The 17,625-nt window shown below is 45.9% G+C and carries 15 protein-coding genes and 1 tRNA gene; 8 read left to right on the top strand and 8 right to left on the bottom strand.

The window, feature by feature from the left end; translation table 11 throughout:
• Positions 1 to 80: 80 nt before the first annotated feature.
• Positions 81 to 157: transfer RNA gene (locus tag GMES_RS16000), tRNA-Pro, on the bottom strand.
• 560 nt (positions 158 to 717) lie between these two features.
• Positions 718 to 1,185 (bottom strand): YHS domain-containing (seleno)protein, encoded by a 468-nt coding sequence (locus GMES_RS15995; protein ID WP_006993786.1) that lies wholly within the window; start codon positions 1,183 to 1,185, stop codon positions 718 to 720.
• Between the two features lie 114 nt (positions 1,186 to 1,299).
• Between GMES_RS15995 and GMES_RS15990 the strand changes: the two genes are divergently transcribed.
• Positions 1,300 to 2,250 carry an AraC family transcriptional regulator gene (locus GMES_RS15990; protein WP_039987610.1) on the top strand — a complete coding sequence of 317 codons (951 nt, stop codon included), beginning with the start codon at positions 1,300 to 1,302 and terminating at the stop codon, positions 2,248 to 2,250.
• Between the two features lie 99 nt (positions 2,251 to 2,349).
• Here GMES_RS15990 and dcd read toward each other — a convergent pair whose 3' ends face one another.
• Together dcd and apbC are read right to left on the bottom strand one after the other, a co-directional pair.
• Entirely contained in the window at positions 2,350 to 2,949 is a 600-nt protein-coding gene (dcd, locus tag GMES_RS15985; protein ID WP_006993782.1) for a dCTP deaminase, read from the bottom strand.
• Positions 2,950 to 3,079: 130 nt separating this feature from the next.
• Positions 3,080 to 4,144 (bottom strand): iron-sulfur cluster carrier protein ApbC, encoded by a 1,065-nt coding sequence (gene apbC / locus GMES_RS15980; protein ID WP_006993781.1) that lies wholly within the window; start codon positions 4,142 to 4,144, stop codon positions 3,080 to 3,082.
• A gap of 118 nt (positions 4,145 to 4,262) precedes the next feature.
• Between apbC and metG the strand changes: the two genes are divergently transcribed.
• Positions 4,263 to 6,290, top strand: a complete 2,028-nt coding sequence (metG, locus tag GMES_RS15975) for a methionine--tRNA ligase (RefSeq protein ID WP_039987607.1) — start codon at positions 4,263 to 4,265, stop codon at positions 6,288 to 6,290.
• A 95-nt stretch (positions 6,291 to 6,385) separates the two neighbouring features.
• Here the strand turns inward: metG and GMES_RS15970 are convergent, their stop codons facing one another.
• On the bottom strand, positions 6,386 to 7,135 hold the full coding sequence (locus tag GMES_RS15970) for a methyltransferase domain-containing protein (protein WP_006993779.1): 750 nt from the start codon (positions 7,133 to 7,135) through the stop codon (positions 6,386 to 6,388).
• A gap of 157 nt (positions 7,136 to 7,292) precedes the next feature.
• On the opposite strand from GMES_RS15970, the gene gloB reads away from it, so the two are divergent.
• Together gloB and GMES_RS15960 are read left to right on the top strand one after the other, a co-directional pair.
• Positions 7,293 to 8,066, top strand: a complete 774-nt coding sequence (gene gloB, locus GMES_RS15965) for a hydroxyacylglutathione hydrolase (protein WP_006993778.1) — start codon at positions 7,293 to 7,295, stop codon at positions 8,064 to 8,066.
• 28 nt (positions 8,067 to 8,094) lie between these two features.
• Entirely contained in the window at positions 8,095 to 9,756 is a 1,662-nt protein-coding gene (locus GMES_RS15960) for a LysM peptidoglycan-binding domain-containing protein (RefSeq protein WP_006993777.1), read from the top strand.
• 129 nt (positions 9,757 to 9,885) lie between these two features.
• Here GMES_RS15960 and GMES_RS22495 read toward each other — a convergent pair whose 3' ends face one another.
• The 3 genes from GMES_RS22495 to cysS all read right to left on the bottom strand — a co-directional run bounded on the left by GMES_RS22495 (position 9,886) and on the right by cysS (position 12,410).
• Positions 9,886 to 10,026, bottom strand: coding sequence for a hypothetical protein (locus tag GMES_RS22495; protein ID WP_153811084.1), 141 nt, complete (start codon positions 10,024 to 10,026; stop codon positions 9,886 to 9,888).
• Positions 10,027 to 10,059: 33 nt separating this feature from the next.
• Complete coding sequence (locus GMES_RS15955; RefSeq protein WP_006993776.1) at positions 10,060 to 10,560, bottom strand: VOC family protein; 501 nt, start codon at positions 10,558 to 10,560, stop codon at positions 10,060 to 10,062.
• Between the two features lie 455 nt (positions 10,561 to 11,015).
• Positions 11,016 to 12,410 (bottom strand): cysteine--tRNA ligase, encoded by a 1,395-nt coding sequence (cysS, locus tag GMES_RS15950; protein ID WP_006993773.1) that lies wholly within the window; start codon positions 12,408 to 12,410, stop codon positions 11,016 to 11,018.
• Between the two features lie 198 nt (positions 12,411 to 12,608).
• On the opposite strand from cysS, the gene GMES_RS15945 reads away from it, so the two are divergent.
• From GMES_RS15945 to GMES_RS15930, 4 genes are all read left to right on the top strand, one after another.
• On the top strand, positions 12,609 to 13,103 hold the full coding sequence (locus GMES_RS15945; RefSeq protein WP_006993772.1) for a peptidylprolyl isomerase: 495 nt from the start codon (positions 12,609 to 12,611) through the stop codon (positions 13,101 to 13,103).
• Between the two features lie 52 nt (positions 13,104 to 13,155).
• A complete protein-coding gene (lpxH, locus tag GMES_RS15940) occupies positions 13,156 to 13,896 on the top strand; it encodes a UDP-2,3-diacylglucosamine diphosphatase (RefSeq protein WP_006993771.1) in 741 nt (246 codons plus the stop codon).
• 205 nt (positions 13,897 to 14,101) lie between these two features.
• Positions 14,102 to 15,685: an alkaline phosphatase gene (locus GMES_RS15935; protein ID WP_006993770.1), complete on the top strand. Its 1,584-nt coding sequence runs from the start codon at positions 14,102 to 14,104 to the stop codon at positions 15,683 to 15,685.
• Between the two features lie 10 nt (positions 15,686 to 15,695).
• Positions 15,696 to 17,582 (top strand): alkaline phosphatase, encoded by a 1,887-nt coding sequence (locus tag GMES_RS15930; protein ID WP_006993769.1) that lies wholly within the window; start codon positions 15,696 to 15,698, stop codon positions 17,580 to 17,582.
• Positions 17,583 to 17,625 lie beyond the last annotated feature (43 nt).

The following is a 17,625-nucleotide window of genomic DNA, read 5'->3' as shown; positions in this document are numbered from 1 at the left end:
CGCTTCGCGCTCATGTCGTAGGTTCAGAGATATTTGATAGAGTAGGAATTCTTGGTACAGAAATTTGAGGGCAGTTGAATTGGTCGGTGTGATAGGATTTGAACCTACGACCCCTGACACCCCATGACAGTGCGCTACCAAGCTGCGCTACACACCGACCGAAGACGCGCATAATACGGAAATCTGGCGTTTTTGCAATGAGAAATATGCTTTACCTTGTTCGTTCGCTTATTTGTTGTTCAAACTGCAGCTTATTCGATTGGTTTGAGTGTTTTTTATCACGTTATTCACTCTTTTTGTCCGTCACTTTCATCTGCCATTCTGCGTGTTCTGACGATCTACCCGCTCGGCAATCTCTGGCGCCTGACTTTGTGCGTTGTTTAACTCGACCAAAGACTTGCCCCGCACGAAGATTCTCTACTCGCCCCTGCTGCGCTCACCTTCATACTGACTTCCAATGACTCTTTATTTCACTCAACTCTTTGTAGTTTTATAGCAAATCAAAGTGAATGAATACTAATGTCGCTCCGGTCTGATGTGACGATACCCGGCAAAGTAACGAACAAACCCCAACGAGTGGGGTTATGTTTTAGTAATGCGCTTTTTAGTTCTTTGACAGCAAAGACGCACTAGCCATGCTTTGCTAATCACGGCATAGCGAATAAGTGCGCCGCTAGTGGCGGCATTAGAAGCGAAAACCCATACTAGCCAATAAGATTAAAGCTCGTTACCTGGCGTGAACTCAATGCTTGGCCATTGTTCGTTGGCTTCAATCAAATGCTTAGGAATGTCTTTTTTCCAAGCTTTGTATACCTCGGGGTTTTTGTTGACGTACAGCTTTCCGTCAACGATTTCGAATGCTTTACCGTCGATATCGAATTTTTTACCAAAGGTAGCGCCAAACGCACAGAAGCCACCGTATGCAGGGGCGTATTTTTCCGGATTGCTGTTAAATGCATCGCGATTGGCTTCACTACTGAAACGATAGATAGCGTCATTATGCACTGCGGTATATTGTGCTTTACCTACCACAGGTTTGTTTTGCGTAAAGTAAGCGACAGCGTCATGGCCCGCTAAAATAACGTCGTTGCTATCGGTTTGGGTATCAACGCCGGCGAAACTTAAGCTTGATACCGTAATGGCAACAGCAGTAAACAGTGATTTAAGGGTAAATAGTTTTTTCATTTTCGTGTCCTCAGTTTGGTTATTCAGAGATTGAAGTAATCAACGAGGAAAAGTTTAAGTGCGCAGGCTTCTTGCCACTATGTCCGTAAAACCAAAGGTTATGTCACAACGTCTATGGATGTATTAAATCAGTTATTCACGGCCTTTAAAGTGTCTGCAAACGTCTTCCACAACGGGCAGTACTGTGGCAGTTGGGCCATAAACACCTCGGGTACACACTACATGAACTTTCATGTTGTTAGCCACGGCAGGTGTTATTTGACCTTGCCTAGTGCTGAACGTGAAAGTAAATATCAACACGATAAACACGGCGAATGCGATCAAAAGCAGAACAGGATTATCCAATTAGTACAGGGCGATATTGTGTTGTTCCCCCGCGATAGCGAACACGTCATAAGTGACGACGTGGTGCCCTCGGTCGTGGTCAATGCCGCTGCTTCACAGAACTACGCTAGCGGTATTCAACCTAGCGCTACCGGATTAGTCTGTGGCTATTTCAGTCATCACCACCCGCTCGTTGCTAGTGTGACAGCACATCTACCCAGCGTCATTATCATAAAACACCAAACAGTCGCCAACAGTGCATCAGGGTTAAACTACTTACTCGCAGCCTTATTGGATGAATCAAAGCTGCCTAATAAAGGCTCTGCGCTTATTATGGGCCGTATCGCCGAGGCGATCCTAGCCATAATTTTCCGTGAACATTTACCAGCGGACAATGGCGTGCTTGCCGCCACGGCCCACCCAAAACTGGGGGCCGCGATGGCTGCTATACATAGCGAGCCTGACAAAAAATGGACGGTGGAAATGCTCGCCCAGCAGTGCTTTATGTCTCGTGCGGGTTTTAACGAATTATTCAAATCTGTGCTGCAACAAGCCCCGATGGAGTACGTTACGCAATGGCGATTAGGTCTGGCCTACAGAATGTTAGCGGATGAAAACGTGACTACCTTGCATGCGGCGCTTGCCTGTGGCTACGAAAATGAGTCGTCATTTTCAAAAGCGTTCAAGCGGGTACTTGGCGTTAGCCCTGGTGCGGTGCGAGCGTTAGGTGAACAGCAGTAGAATGAAATGAAAGCAAAATGGTTGGCGCGTCATTCGCCAACCGTTTTGATAAAAGCATACAATTTAATAGGCGTATGCAATGTTAAACAACAAAAACCTTTACTGACTGCTTGTTTTGTCATCGCCGCTAATCCGGCTGGCAATGGCGCCTTCTTGATTTTTATATTTGGCATCAACACGTGCGTTATACGGTTTTTCTGCAAAGTCAGACATGACTTCAAAGCTCAGTGCACCTATTTTCATGCCAGGCTTTAACGCAAGTGGCAATTTACCGCTGTTGAAAAACTCTAGCACGATGTTACCTGACCAGCCGGGATCAATACGATGTGCCGTTACGTGTACCATCAGCCCCAACCGCGCCAGTGACGAACGACCATCTAACCAACCAACAATATTGCCAGGCAAAGTCACCGATTCAAGCGTTACCGCCAAAGCAAGCTCACCTGGGTGTAAATAAAATGATTTGTCGGGACCGACGCTGATTTCGTCACTCATCACCGTATTCAATGCTTCTTGTACCTGAGCCTTAGGGCCGCTTAAGTCAATAAAAGGCGCTTGGTGCTCAGTAAAAACACGAAATTTGTTACCTAATCGAATGTCGACGGTTACGCCACTTATTTCAGCATAATCAGGCTCTGGAGTGATGGTGATTTTACCGTCTTGAAGGTGGGCTAGAATGTCTTTGTCGCACAAACGCATAATGTTTAACTCGGTAATTGAATTTTGGGTTTAAAGTGTCGGTTTTGAATTCAGCTAAGCGGCTTAACGTCGAGCTTGCAGCCACTTAGCCGCGCAATTATGCGTAGCTAAGCGGCTATGTTCAACGTTTTTAAATATTTTGTATGCGCAAGTCCATCAAACCATCCATATAAAGCTGTTTTGAAATGGCGGCTGCGCATGTCATATAAGTTTGGCTTAGAGGATCATGAGGTTCAGCCACCAATAGGGGTGTGCCCTCATCTGTGTGCTGTCGAATTTTAACATTCAAGGGTAATTGCCCTAACAGCGGCACCTTATTTCGCTTGGCAAGTTCAACGCCCCCATCTTTATCGAATATATGGTCTTGGTGTCCGCACTTCGGGCAAATGTATAGGCTCATATTCTCAATTAGGCCCAGCACAGGCACATCGACCTTATTAAACATGGCAATGCCTTTACTGGCATCTGCTACTGCTAAATCTTGTGGGGTAGTCACGATCACGGCCGCGCTTACCGGCATTTGCTGGGCGAGCGTTAATTGTATGTCCCCTGTGCCCGGCGGCATATCAACAATCAAGTAATCTAACTCTGGCCAGCCTGTTTCACGCAATAATTGTTCAAGGGCTTTACTGGCCATTGGCCCGCGCCACACTGTCGCGTTTTCAGCTGGCACAAAATAACCAATAGAGCTTGCAACCAAGCCGTGGGCTGCAAAAGGTATTATGGTTTTATCATCTCGAGAAGCTGGCGTTGAGTCGGTATTGCCTAACATAATCGGAATGGAAGGGCCGTAAATATCGGCATCTAGCAGCCCCACTTTTGCCCCTTGCGCCATTAATGCATAAGCAATGTTCACACTGGTGGTTGACTTACCTACCCCGCCTTTACCTGAAGCAACGGCAATGATGTTTTTAATGTTAGTGACTTTAGCGACTTTGGTCGGCGATGCTTGAATGTCGGTTTCGATGACTATGTTTTGTATAGGCAGATTTTCCTCGTGTGCCGCCTTTTTAATATGCGCTGTTAGCGCATCATGAACCGTTGCGGCAGCAAAGGGTAAGGTGATAAGAACATCATCACCTGAGACCGTCACCCAAGTACCGACATGTTTATCAGTGAGTTCGAATTGTGCCGCGAGTTGCTTTGAGACCAATGACTGGCGTTTTTGCTCTGGTGTTGAACGGCTAAATAACATGACACTCCTACTTAATAACGATGATTTTGGCGCTAGGTAGCTATTAGCTAATGCAATGGCGGCTTATTTTCGATACCATTTGCGGCCTTTTTAATTAAACGAAGAAACCGAAATAAACATGTCGTCACAACCACGTAAAATTCTTGTTACCAGCGCCCTTCCCTATGCAAATGGCTCCATTCACTTGGGTCACCTTTTAGAGCATATCCAAACGGATATTTGGACGCGTTTTCAACGAATGTGTGGCCACGAAATATACAGTGTATGTGCCGACGATGCACATGGTACGCCCGTTATGCTCAAAGCCCAAGAGCTAGGTATCACACCAGAAGAAATGGTAGCCCGTACTCGTGCTGAGCATCACCAAGATTTGCTCGACTTCTTCGTAGAGTATGACAACTACCACGTTACCCACAGTGATGAAAACAAAGAGCTTTCAGAACTGATTTACAACCGCTTAAATGATGCTGGATATATTTCAAAGCGCACTATCAGCCAGTTGTTTGACCCTGAAAAGAAAATGTTTTTACCAGACCGTTTCGTAAAAGGCACTTGCCCTAGCTGTGGTGCTGAAGATCAAAACGGTGATAGCTGTGATAACTGCGGGGCGACTTACGACCCAACAGAAATGAAGAACCCACGCTCAGTGGTTTCAGGCGCGACGCCGATTTTAAAAGACTCAGAGCACTTCTTCTTCGACTTACCGCAATTTTCAGACATGCTACAAACATGGCTAAAAAGTGATGCACTGCAAAGCGAAATTAGCAACAAGCTTGAAGAATGGTTTGAAAAAGGCCTACAGCAGTGGGATATCAGTCGTGACGCACCTTACTTCGGTTTTGAAATTCCTGGTGCACCCAATAAATTCTTTTATGTATGGGTTGATGCACCAGTGGGTTATATGGCGAGCTTTAAAAACTTGTGTGACCGCAGCGGTATTAACTTTGATGAATACTGGGGCGCTGACTCAGACGCGGAGCTATACCACTTCATAGGCAAAGACATCACCTATTTCCACTGCCTATTTTGGCCCGCCATGCTTGAAGGCGCCGGCTTCAGAAAGCCGACTGGCGTCAACGTACACGGTTTTGTCACCGTTAACGGTGCGAAAATGTCTAAATCAAAAGGTACCTTTATTAAGGGTCGTACTTATTTAGAGCATTTGAATCCTGAGTATCTACGGTATTACTTCGCCTCTAAACTGGGCGCGAACGTGACAGATATCGACCTTAATTTCGAAGATTTTGCGCAAAAAGTAAATTCAGACTTAGTGGGCAAAGTCGTTAACATCGCCAGTCGCTGTGCTAGCTTTATCACAAAACGCTTCGACGGCAAGTTGTCCGACAACGTGCTTGAGCCAGAGCTAGTAGCTGAATTTCAAAACGCCCAAGCAAGCATCGCCCAAGCATTTGAAGAGCGCCAATACCACAAAGCCATTCGTGAGATTATGGCACTAGCGGACAAGGCGAACCAGTTCATTGATGCCAACGCGCCTTGGGTCACGATTAAAGACGAAAGCAAACAAGCGTTTACTCATGATGTGTGTTCATTGGGTATCAACTTGTTCCGCTTATTAATGGTGTACTTAAAGCCAGTGGTGCCTAAATTAGCAGAGCAAGCAGAAGCGTTTTTGAACGATAATTTGAGCTGGAGCAGTGCACAAACCGTATTGACTGGGCATGAAATTAATAAATTCAAAGCCTTGATGCAGCGCGTCGATATGGACAAAGTGAATGCGATGGTAGATGACTCTAAAGAAAACCTAGCACCTACCGTGACCCTAGACCCAAACAGCCCACTGGTAAAAGATCCTATCAGTGACACCATCGAATTTGATGACTTCGCAAAAATAGACTTGCGTATTGCTAAAATAGTGGTCGCTGAACACGTCGAAAAAGCAGACAAGTTACTGCGCCTCGAGCTAGATTTAGGCGGCGAAACACGCCAAGTATTTGCAGGCATTAAATCTGCGTATCAGCCAGAAGATTTAGTCGGTAAGTTAACTGTTATGGTGGCAAACCTAGCGCCGCGTAAAATGCGTTTTGGCATGTCTGAAGGCATGGTACTAGCTGCAGGACCTGGTGGTAAAGACTTGTGGATCATGGAGCCACATGAGGGCGCACAACCCGGCATGAAAGTAAAATAACTCACTTCTTCAGCCAATCAACTAACGATTAAACAAGCCCGTTTAGACCAACACCTAAACGGGCTTTTTCATGTCTGCTACGCTTGTGCCTAATGTCAGCTTTGCGGCTTTTCAGTGTTAACACTGCCCGCACGAATACTCGCACCAACCGCACTGAATTTCGGTTTGAGCTGCCATTTAGGCTTAATGGGCGACAAAGGTACAGTGCGTTTTTTAGCCACAATCACGTACACACTAGCCAGTTGCGGTAAAAAGCGACGGCACCAGCGGGTCAAAAAATGATTAGGCCTATTAGTAAAAAATGTGGAATAAGGGAGATATTTTACGTTAGTGACCTCAAAGCCCAACAAGTGCAACCAGTCTTTAATACGCGGTACGCTAAAAAAACGCGCTTCTTGCAAGATACTTTGGCGGTTAAACCACACTAGCTTTCGCAAGCCAGTTAAGCTGAGCGGGTTAAAGCCAACGATCACCAAATCACCATCAGGCATTATGGCTCTGTCTACTTCACGTAAAATTTGATGGGGGTCTTGGGCAAAGTCTAATTCATGAGCTAATACAAACCCATCTACACTGCTCTCTTTTAACGCCATGTCTCGAGAAAGCGACCGCATACCAGCCGATTCATGCTCTTTTGCAACCATGTTGACACAGTGTTTAATTGAGCACTTACTTAGGGTTAGCTCACTGCTTAAATTACCCACTTTAACCAAGTGATAGCCAAAAAACTGTTGAGTGATGATGTCTAGTTCGCTCTCTACAATGGCTTTGCGCTCAGCACCACTGGGTAGCATCGACCATGAGCGAGGGTAACGTGGTTTTTTGTCAAGTAACGCTGGCTTCATCAATACAATACAAACCTATTTTTAGCGAAAATGTAGCAACATATTACACATTTAGTAGTCAACATATTGGAGACTAGTGCATGCACATGGATTCTGAATATGTATAATGTCGGATTACTTTACACCTGTTTCATTATTGTTGTCACTGGAGATTATTATGCCATCCCTGAAAATAAGACCAATTAAAGCATTCGAGGATAATTATATTTGGTGCCTAACCAACGGTGAAACCTGCACAGTGGTTGATCCAGGTGACGCAAAACCCGTCATTAAATTCTGCACTCGCAACAATTTAACCTTAACAGATATCTTGATCACCCATCATCATAGCGACCACACAGGTGGCGTGAATGACTTGCTACAAGCCTTCGAAAACGTCACTGTTTATGGCCCGCAAAACCCACAAATTCAATCTATTACTCAGCGCTTACAGGCTGGCGACAATGTTCAACTACCGTCACTAGACGTTGAATTTAAAGTGCTAGAGGTACCTGGGCACACGCTTGATCATATTGCGTATGTAGGTTCATGCGGATTATTCTGTGGTGATACGCTCTTTTCTGCTGGTTGTGGCAGACTGTTTGAAGGAACACCTGAGCAAATGTATCAATCGTTAGGGCAACTAACGGCTTTGGCCGACGACACAAAAGTGTACTGCACCCACGAGTACACCTTAGCCAATATAAAATTTGCTCAGGCTGCTGAGCCGAATAATGAAGAACTATTGAACTATAAAGGTTGGGCAGAATCTCAAAGGGTTGATTTAAAACCTACCTTGCCCTCAACAATAGGCCAGCAAAAAGCGATTAATCCGTTTTTGCGTGCGAGTAGCAAGGAAGTCATACAACATGCTGAGCAATACGCAGGTAGAGCATTAGCAACACCAGAATCAGTGTTTACTGCGCTTCGAGCATGGAAAGACAATTTTTAAAATAGAATAAACATAAAAGGAACGCCTAGTGCGCTTACATACCTTACTATGCCTATCGCTAGTTTCAATTTTACCGGCCTGTCAGATGATGGAGCCTCATTCAGAAACAGCTGAACAGATAGACCAAGAGCACGAAATTGCACAAGAAATTGCCACCACGTGTGAACAATCGGGCGAGTTAGCTGACAAGGCATTCGACTGTGAAGCGGCGGATGAAGGTATTATACCTGTCACCCATCCAAAGGAAGAAGTTGAGGTTGAAATTGCACCCGAACCAATCCCTATGGACGTTGCTGCGGCTGATGTATGGCAACGCGTTAGTCAAAACCTTGCATTCGAATTTGAAGACAACGCCCGCATTGCCAGTCAACGTAATTGGTATTTAAAGCACCCCGCATACATGCAGCGTGTGGCCAAACGCGCCAAGCCGTTTTTATACCTTATTGTTGAGCGTTTAGAAGAAGAAAACATGCCGTTAGAATTGGCCCTGCTGCCAATTGTAGAAAGTGCGTTTGACCCTTTTGCATATTCTCATGGCCGTGCTGCTGGTATGTGGCAATTCGTACCCGCAACCGGTAAACGCTTCGGCATGAAACAAACATGGTGGTATGACGGCCGCAGAGACGTTATGGCATCCACCGACGGTGCAATTGCCTACTTAAGATACTTAAATGAAATGTTTGACGGTAACTGGCTACACGCCCTTGCTGCATACAATAGTGGTGAAGGCCGAGTTGCGCGCGCTATCAAGAAAAACAAAAAGTTAGGTAAAAGCACAGAATATTGGGCGTTAGATTTGCCTAAAGAAACCAGAGCTTATGTACCTAAATTATTGGCCTTAGCCGATATATTACGTGACGCAGAAAAATACAGTTTCAGCTGGCCAATTATCGAAAACATCAAAGTAACTGAGATGGTTGATGTGGGCTCGCAAATTGATTTAGCACTGGCCGCTGATATGGCAGGTTTATCAGTAGAAGCATTGCATGCACTTAATCCCGGATATAACCGCTGGGCTACCGACCCTGACGGCCCGTTTAATTTATTGGTACCGGTAGACAAAGTGGAAAAATTCAGTGAAGCCATCGCTGCCACTGAAACGAAAGAGCGCCTAAATTGGGTTCGCCACAAAATTAAAAGCGGCGACAGTCTGTTGAAACTAGCGCACAAGTATCACACCACCACAGACATAATTAGCCAAGTAAATGAGCTTAAAGGTAACGTTATTCGTGCAGGCGAATATCTAGTCATCCCAGTGGCGCTAAAATCGATGGATTTTTATTCTTTGTCACAAGATCAACGCTTAGCGGATACACAATCTAAGCACAAAAGCGGCACTTATCAGGTCAAGCACCAAGTGAAAAGTGGCGACACCATGTGGGACATTAGCCGCAAATACAAAGTGAACATGCGCAGCTTAGCCAAGTGGAATGGTATGGCCCCCACAGACACGTTGCGCCCGGGTAAAGAGCTAGTGGTATGGCTAAAAGGCAAGGACGGCAAAAAGCACAGCGATGCAGTAATACGCACTCTCACCTATACCGTACGCGGCGGCGATTCATTGGCCAGAATTGCGCAAAAATTTAAAGTCAATGTGTCAGACTTGGTCGCATGGAATCAAATAAGCACTCAAAAATACCTACAACCGGGCCAGAAGCTTAAAATCAAAGTAGATGTCACTCGCACCTAAGTGCGAGTGGTTTACTTTACCGAGAGAAGCTAACTATTTTGGTTTCTCTCTCGACCTGAGTTCTCCTTTGTCTTTTTATCCGAGCTTCCTTTTTCACCAAGCTTTTTGGTCATCCAATCTTTCCTTTTGCTAAATCACCTCTCTCGCCAAGCCCTGCAGCCCTAAACGACCGTTACCGGATGCCCAGCTAAGAAAGTGCCCGGCTAAAGAAGTGCCCGGATGAAAAAGTGTATGCCCAAGAAAGTGCTCGACTAATATAGGGCTAGGCAAAGAAAGTGCTCAGGCAAAAAAGCGCCCTGCGTACTAGCGCGCTGCTGCGCGATAGATAAATTCAATCCGATTACCACTAGGCTCATACACCACCATATGCTTGTTCGGCCCATTACCCGCCAATTCAGGTGCAAACTCTATCTTGACCTGCTTGTCCTGCAAGAAGGTGTCATGCATCGCATTCAAGGTCGCCTCACTGCTGACTCTAAGTGCCAAGTGATGTAACCCAACATTGTGCTTGCGATCAAATGCCACAGCCGTACTGGGGTCAGTCACGCGCCACAACGTAATGACAACACTGTAGTTTGATAGAAATACAGATGGGTACTTTTCATCACGGCTCAGTACATGAAACCCTGCATACTGGGTGAAAAATCGCTCTGAAGCCTGTAAGTCACTCACCGTTAGCCCGACGTGGTCAACGCCTTGAACGCTTTGTTCTTTCGCTAGTATCTGCCCCGGTTCCTGTGCATGCAGTAGCGTGCTTGCTGAAAACATTAGGCCCAGCCCAACCGATAATAAAAATCGCTTCATTGATGCTTTTCTCTACGGATAGTTAATATTCAAATGAACAGAACGGGATGCTCAATACTATCTTTCATCGATTTATGATCTTCCCTAACTTAGTTAAGCCTTTCATTTTACGCCTAACGCTCCCTAGAACGGCCCATTACACCAGCCAGCTCAAAAGTACAAAATGGCGTTTTTTATGAATGCGAGAAATGCGTGCTTTGGTCTTTTTACTCTAAAATTAACATGAGGCGTTGCGAGTTCGCGCGTTGTCCAAAGTGCAGCGCTTAGCAAGAGATTTTAGCCTGAGCTTTATGATGGCTCGTTTGCACATTCTTGTTTTGCATTCTTGTTTTGCATTCTTGTTTTACATTCTCGCGCAGCCACCCGCCAAAGAAGAGGCTGACTAAAGCCGTCGGAACAAAAAAGGCCAGCTAATCAGCTGGCCTTGAATGTGTCATCTATGTAACGAAAAAATACTATCCCTTACGCCAAGTGGTGCCACTGGGGCCATCTTCAAGAATAATATTAAGGGCATTTAGTGCATCTCTTGCGGCATCTGCTGCTGCCCAGTCTTTAGCAGCGCGGGCATCGTTACGCGCTTTAATTAAGCCTTCAATTTCTGCCACTTCATCATCATCTTGCTGCTCGCCTTGCAAATATTCGCTTGGGCTGCGTTGTAAAATGCCTAGTACCTTACCTAAATTAATCAGCACGCCGGCTAAATCACTGGCTCGTTCATGACCTGCTTCCCCTTCAGCTTTGGCTCTGTTGAGCTCTTTGGCGACGTCGAAGAGCACGGCCATGGCCTCTGGCGTGTTGAAATCATCATCCATGGCTTTATCAAAGCGAGTAAGATAATCAGTACTTTGCATATCGACCCGGGTATTTGCCTTTACGTCTCGAAGAGACGTATACAAGCGCTCAAGTGCACTGCGTGCTTGAGTAATGTTATTTTCGGAATAACTCAACTGGCTTCGATAGTGAGCTGACATCAAGAAATAACGCAGGGTTTCAGCATCGTGTTGTTGCAACACATCCCTTAAGGTGAAGAAGTTGCCTAATGATTTAGACATTTTCTCGCTGTCGACTTGTACCATGCCCGCGTGCACCCAATAATTTACATAAGGGGTGTCGTAGGCGCAGCACGATTGTGCTACTTCATTCTCATGATGAGGGAAAATCAAATCTGATCCACCACCGTGAATATCAAAGTGCTCACCCAAGTGTTTTTGATTCATGGCTGAACATTCAATATGCCAACCTGGGCGCCCTTCCCCCCAAGGTGATGACCAGCTTGGTTCACCTGGCTTAACTGTTTTCCACAATACGAAATCCATGGGATCATCTTTATCGCTGTCTACATCGACGCGCGAGCCCATGTTCAGTTGGTCCAGGTCTTGTTTACTTAGTTTGCCGTAATCCGCATAGCTGCTCACATCAAACAACACATCGCCTGATTTAGCCTGATAAGCATGACCGCGCTGAATGAGGCGCTCGATAATCGCTACGATTTCGGGCATGTGGGTAGTCACGCGGGGCTCAATATCCGGCTCAAGCAACCCTATCGCCGCGAAATCTTCATGCATCATGGCAATTGTGCGCTCAGTTAGTGCACTGGTCGTTTCACCATTTTCATTCGCACGTTGAATGATCTTGTCATCAATGTCGGTGATGTTTCGCACATAATTCACGTCATAGCCTTTGTGGCGTAAATAGCGCACCATTAAATCGAAACTTAAGTACGTGCGAGCGTGCCCCATGTGCGACAGGTCATATACTGTGATACCGCACACGTACAACCCCACCTTTGATTCATGTAAAGGTGTAAAGAGCTCTTTTTGTCGAGTCAGGGTATTGTATATGTGTAGCATTAACCGTTTTCCTATTTGTAAATTCAATGACGTTTAAAATGACCTAAAAAAAGGTGGGCACAACTGCCCAGAACGCCGATTCTATCACTGTGTCACTCCACTCGCATTAATCAATATGAATCAACTGCTTAAAAAGCGCGTCGCTTTACGTTAGAATGGCGAACTTTTATTTTTTATGATTCACCTGAGGGCATTAAAATGGTCACAATTCATACTAACTACGGCGTCATTAACGTAGAGCTTTTCGCAGACAAAGCGCCTGAGACAGTTGCTAACTTTTTAAGTTATGCCAAAGAAGGGTTTTACGACAACACGATTTTTCACCGTGTTATCGATGGTTTCATGGTTCAAGGCGGTGGTTTCGAGCCTGGCATGGAGCAAAAAGCAACAAAAGCGACCATTAAAAATGAAGCGAACAACGGCCTTGCCAACGAAGTAGGCACATTGGCCATGGCACGTACGAATGAGCCGCACTCTGCTAGCTCACAGTTTTTCATCAACGTGGCTAACAACAGCTTCTTGAACTTCCGCAGCGAGTCTGGCGATGGCTGGGGTTACTGTGTATTTGCTAAAGTGACTGACGGCATGGACGTAGTCAACAAGATCAAAGACGTTAAAACTGGCAACTCTGGATATCACCAAGATGTGCCTGTAGAAGATGTGGTTATACAGAAAGTTGAAGTAAGCGAATAATCTAGTTTTCGAGGCCTGTTCATTCTGAATAGGCCTTTTATTGAGTCTCCTCATGTCTTTTACCTACTTTATTGCCGATTTACATCTATCTGCTGAGCGCGAAGATATCAGTCACTGTCTATTTCAGTTTCTTGAGCATGATGCACGCCAAGCAGATGCACTTTATGTATTAGGCGATTTATTCGAAGCCTGGATTGGCGATGACAATCAAACCCCATTCAATCAACAGGTCGCCAGCGCATTTAAGCAGGTTGCAGATTCTGGAGTCGATGTTTTTTTTATTCATGGTAATCGCGATTTCCTTATCCGCGAACGCTTCGCGAAACAGGCTGGCTTTACCTTATTGCCAGAGCAAGTGGTCATTGATTTATACGGCACACCGACCTTGATCACCCATGGAGATGAACTGTGCACTAAAGATGTGGCTTATCAAAAATTCCGTAAAAAAGCCCGTGGTTGGTGGTGGCCTAGGTTAGTCTTGTGCTTGCCCTTGAAAACGCGACAAAAAATTGCCGAAAACGGCCGTGCAACCAGTAAAGAAAATCAGAAACAACTTACGACAGACATAATGGATGTCACCCCTCAAGAAGTCATAGACACCATGTCTCGTTTTAATGTAACGCGGCTAATACATGGCCATACACATCGCCCCGCTATTCACGCTTTAACCGTAAACGGCCAACCTGCCCAGCGCATCGTGCTAGGTGATTGGTACGACCAGGGGAGTATTCTCACAGTGACCAAAGACAGCTTATCACTCACTGAACACCCATTTTTTCAAGCAACAAAATAACGCGTTCAGGTCAGAAAGGTTGTCTAACCACCGCAAGTGCGTCATAAATCTTTAAAATTTCTGCCATTTTTATGCAACCGTAACGTCACGGTTTCGTCAATAAAGTGTCAGCTAACCTTCATACAAGTCCCCTAACCTATTCCCGCTGTTACTAAAGCCGCTAGTAAATAAATCTTAAAAGCACACCACATTCGGGAATAAAAACATGAAAATGAACTGGATATCAACGGCCAGTGCCCTTGCACTAGCTGTATCAACAGCGCTTCACGCTGATGTTTTGCCTAGCTACCAAACGGACAATACTTGGTATGCTGATGCGCAAGCTAAATTGGCCGCAAAATTAAACACTAATAATCAATTCAAAGCCAAGAATGTCATTTTGTTTGTAGGCGATGGTATGGGTATTTCAACACTTACTGCTGCGCGTATTTTACAAGGTCAACTAGCCGGTAACCCTGGTGAAGAAGGCTACCTAAGCTTCGAGACATTCCCCCATACAGCTCATGTTAAAACCTATAATGTAGATGCACAAACCCCAGATTCAGCAGGCACCATGACAGCGATGATGTCAGGCCTTAAAACGGACGTAGGCGTTATTGGTGTCAACGAGAATATTGAACGTGGCGATTGTTCTACGGTTGCCGGTAATGAAGTATCTACCGCATTAGAACTCGCTGAAATAAAAGGCATGGCGACGGGTATTATCTCCACGGCGCGTATTACTCATGCAACCCCCGCTGCGACCTACGCTAAATCGGCCGACCGTAACTGGGAAGATATTTCAGATATGCCAGAGGAAGCCGTTACCGCCGGATGTACCGATATTGCTGACCAACTTGTTAACTTTGAGTCTAACCTTGAAGCCCGTTTTACAGGTGTTGATGTAGACGGTTTAGAGGTGGTCATGGGCGGCGGACGTCGTCACTTTTTACCTAAAGATGCCGCATCTAACAGTGCAGATGCCGTCAGCGAAGTAGAAGGCGATCGCACCGACGAGCGCAATTTAGTCACAGAATGGCAAGACATGTACACAAACGGTACCTATGTCATGGACCAAGCTGGTTTTGATGCAGTAGACGCAGCCACTACCACACGCCTATTCGGTTTATTTAATGAATCACACATGCAGTACGAAGCAGATCGCGCTAATGACGTAGCGGGCGAGCCTTCATTAACTGACATGACCAGCAAGGCCATCGATGTACTAGACAATAACGATAACGGTTATTTTCTAATGGTGGAGTCAGGTCGTATTGACCACGGTCACCATGCCGGTAGCGCATACAATGCATTAACCGATGCCATTGAATTATCCAACGCCATTCAGGCGGCAGTTAATAGCACAAGTTCTGAAGATACCTTAATTTTAGTCACAGCGGATCACGGTCACGTATTTACTATCGCGGGCTACCCGAAACGCGGTAATCCCATCCTTGGTAAAGTAGTTTCTGTTGGTGCTACGGAACCTGCCTTAGCGGCAGACGAAATGCCTTATACCACTTTGGGTTACACCAATGGTAATGGCTTTCATGATTTAGGCGATGAAACCGACGCTGATGCCAGTTATAGCGAAGAACTTGCTGCTGGGCGCATGAACATCACTGACGTCGACACCACCACCTCCGGTTATCACCAAGAAGCGCTTGTCCCCCTTAGCTCAGAAACCCATTCAGGCGAAGACGTGGCGCTGCATGCAAGCGGCCCGGGTTCTCAGTTGGTGCAAGGCGTGGTAGAGCAAAGCGTGGTCTTTCACATCATTGAGCAAGCGCTTGACTTAATTCAGGAATAGGTAGAAAAACATGAAAAATTTAAAATTATCCCTAATAGCGCTTGCGGTAATGGGTCTGTCAGCATGTGACGGAGACGACGGTACTAACGGCACCGATGGCAGCAACGGCGTAAATAGCTTAATTGTGCAAACAGCGTTAGCCGCAGGCGATGCAAATTGCCCGAACAGCGGTGTACAAATTGATTCTGGTATCGATGCAGACAGCAGCGGCACATTGGAGTCTAGCGAAATTGATTCAACTGAGTATGTTTGTTCTCCTGGCGTCACAACGGTAGACAGCAGCGAGTTACTTACTAACGTCAATAATGAATGGTTTGTGGAAGGGCAAGAAGAAGTCGCCGCCGCTCGCCAAACATGGTTAGAAGCAACAAACACCACCTCTGCAAAAATCACTGCGGATACCGCGCCCTCGGTAGCGGCGAAAAGTATCGCTAGTTTACGTGGCAGCGCCAAAAACGTCATTTTATTTGTTGGCGATGGCATGGGCATCTCTACTGTGACTGCAGCACGTATTTTAGAAGGTCAAATGAAAGGTGAGCTAGGGGAAGAAAACCAACTTAGCTTTGATAAAATGGATTTTTCTGGTTTGGCAAAAACCTATAACGTGGATGCACAAACCCCTGATTCAGCTGGCACCATGACCGCCATGATGAGTGGTGTTAAAACCGATGTGGGTGTTATTGGTGTTGATGAAGACATCGAACGTGGTGAGTGCTCAACTGTAGCTGGCAACGAGCTTGTGACCGCGTTAGAGCTTGCAGAAATTGCCGGTAAATCTACAGGTATTATTTCAACGGCCAGAATCACCCATGCTACACCAGCTGCAACCTACGCTAAATCAGCGGATCGTAACTGGGAAGACGTTTCAGATATGCCAGAAGCTGCGGTAACGGCGGGCTGCGTTGATATTGCAGACCAACTGGTTAATTTTGAAAGCATGCTTGAAGCACGTATTAGCGGAGTGGACGTAGATGGAATCGAAGTCGCCTTTGGTGGTGGACGTCGTCACTTCTTGCCAAAAGATGCCAGCTTTAATAGCACCGATGCAGTAAGCGCAGTAGAGGGTGACCGTACAGATGGACGCGACCTCACGGCAGAATGGCAGACAAACTACAGCAACGGCGTTTATATTACTGACCAATCAGGCTTTGATGGCCTAAACACCGAAACCACTGAACGTGTGTTTGGCTTATTCAACGAGTCTCATATGCAGTATGAAGCGGACCGTGAAAATGATGTAGCAGGCGAGCCTTCCGTCAGTGAGATGACAGAAAAAGCAATAAAAATATTGGACAACAATGACGAAGGCTTCTTCTTAATGGTTGAATCTGGTCGTATTGACCATGGTCATCATGCTGGAAGTGCTTACAACGCATTGACCGACACCATTGAGTTTGCACAAGCCGTGCAAAGCGCCATTGATAATACCGACCCAGAAGAAACCTTGATTATCGTCACGGCGGACCACGGGCATGTCTTTACTATTGCTGGCTACCCTAAACGTGGTAACCCTATTTTAGGTAAAGTTGTGAACGTTGGTGCTGATGAGCCTGCAATGGCAGCAGATGATATGCCGTATACAACATTGGGCTACACAAACGGTCTGGGCTTTCGCAATTTAGGTGACGAAACGGATGCCGACGCAACCTACTCTCTTGAAATTGCAGCGGGTCGTCAAGACTTAACGGATGTTGATACCACGAGTACTGGTTACCACCAAGAAGCACTAGTACCGCTTTCGTCTGAAACCCACTCTGGCGAAGACGTAGGCGTATACGCAAGCGGCCCAGCTGCCTTGTTGGTCAATGGTACCAATGAGCAAAGCGTGCTGTATCACATCATGGACTTTGCCGCTGATTTAACAACGCAAGCAAACGCTGCTCAGTCACAAGAGTAGAAACACGATGAGGTTAGGTCGCTTAAAGCGCCCTAACCTTTTT

It is taken from the genome of Paraglaciecola mesophila KMM 241, assembly GCF_000315015.1.
In the GTDB taxonomy this organism is placed as follows: domain Bacteria; phylum Pseudomonadota; class Gammaproteobacteria; order Enterobacterales; family Alteromonadaceae; genus Paraglaciecola; species Paraglaciecola mesophila.
Note: the sequence above shows the minus strand (reverse complement) of the source record. Positions and strands in the feature narration are given on the sequence as shown.